We start from the raw sequence: 1,478 nt of genomic DNA on the forward strand, positions 1-1,478 counted from the left end.
TCGACCGGGGCGAAGACGGTGAACTCGTCACCGTCGAGGGTGCTGACCAGGTTCACCTGCGGGTTCAGCTGCCCGGACACGGCGGCGGTCAGGGTCGTCAGCAGCGGGTTGTTGGACGCCGCGACGGCGACCGGGTCCATCGCCATGCCCTGCACCGAACCGGGTCCGGCGGCGTTCGCGGCGGCGTAGGCGGCGCAGCCGGGACCCACGGGAGCCGCGGCGGCCGGCGACATCGAGGGCGACGTCGAGGGCGACATCGACGGGGACGTCGAGGGCGACGTCGACATCGACGGGGTCGACGTCGCCTCGGTGGCCGCCGGGGTGCTCGTGTCGTCGGAACCGCCGCACGCGGAGATCCCGAACGCGACGGTGGCGGCGAGGGCGAGGAGCGGGGCGGAGCGCTTCACGGTGTTCCTCCTGGATCGGGGGTTCCGGTCGAACCTCTCGTCGTGCGTTCGGAGCCGCCCGGCGGGTGGACTGGTCCCCGGCGCGGAAACCCGGGGAGACCCCGGGGTTCACACGACGGTGAGGACGAGCGTGTCGTAGCCGCTGGCGCCGTCGGGGAACGGCTCCGCGACCTCGCCGGTCTGCACCGCACCGGTGCCGTCGACGGCCCGGACCTGCAGCGTGTGCTGCCCCGGCGCGGCGTCCCAGCGCCACACCCACTGGCACCACGTGTCCACCGACACCGCGGGCAGCAGTTCCGCGCGCTGCCAGCCACCGCCGTCGACGCGGACCTCCACCGCGCGGATCCCGCGGTGCTGCGCCCAGGCCACGCCGGCCACGGGCACCACCCCGGCCGGCACCCTCGCGAACGAGCGCGGGGTGTCGATGCGCGAGGCCGTCTTCACGGGCGCGCGCCGCGCCCAGCCGCGGTCGGTCCAGTAGGCGCGGGCGCTGTCGAAGCGGGTGACCTCGATCTCGGTGACCCACTTGCAGGCCGACGCGAACCCGTAGATCCCCGGGACGACCATCCGCACCGGGAACCCGTGCTCGCGCGGCAGGGGCTCGCCGTTCATGCCGACGGCCAGCAGCGCGTCGCGCCCGTCGAGCACGTCCGCCAGCGGCGTCAGGGTGGTGAAACCGTCCGTGCTGCGCGCCAGCAGCGCGTCGGCACCGGCGTCGGGCACCACCCGGCGCAGCACGTCCGCCAGCGCGACACCCAGCCAGCGCACGTTGCCGGCCAGCTCCCCGCCCACCTGGTTCGACACGCAGGTGAGGGTGATCCAGCGCTCCAGCAGCGGACCGGCGAGCAGGTCCTCGTAGCGCAGCTCCAGCTCGCGGCCCACCATGCCGTGCACCCGCAGCGACCAGTCCTGCACGCGCACGTCGGGAACCCCCAGGAAGGCCGTGTCGACCCGGTAGAGGTCCGCGGTGCTCGTCGCCCACGGTGTCGTGCCCGGCACGGCGTCCACCCCCGCCGGCACCGGAGCCGCCGCGGACGCCGGCGCGGGCAGCGCGGGCGGCGGCGGCGCGCC

The 1,478-nt window shown here is 75.4% G+C and carries 1 protein-coding gene and 1 pseudogene; both read right to left on the reverse strand.

Going from position 1 to position 1,478, the window contains the following annotated elements; genetic code table 11:
• Positions 1–407 (reverse strand): annotated as a pseudogene (locus ABEB16_RS18145) (fasciclin domain-containing protein); the annotation flags it as partial.
• Between the two features lie 108 nt (positions 408–515).
• A partial coding sequence (locus ABEB16_RS18150) for a molybdopterin-dependent oxidoreductase (RefSeq protein WP_345713620.1) occupies positions 516–1,478 on the reverse strand: 963 nt, incomplete at its 5' end.

Origin of the sequence: Kineococcus glutinatus (assembly GCF_039542765.1) — a bacterium.
In the GTDB taxonomy this organism is placed as follows: Bacteria; Actinomycetota; Actinomycetes; order Actinomycetales; family Kineococcaceae; genus Kineococcus_A; species Kineococcus_A glutinatus.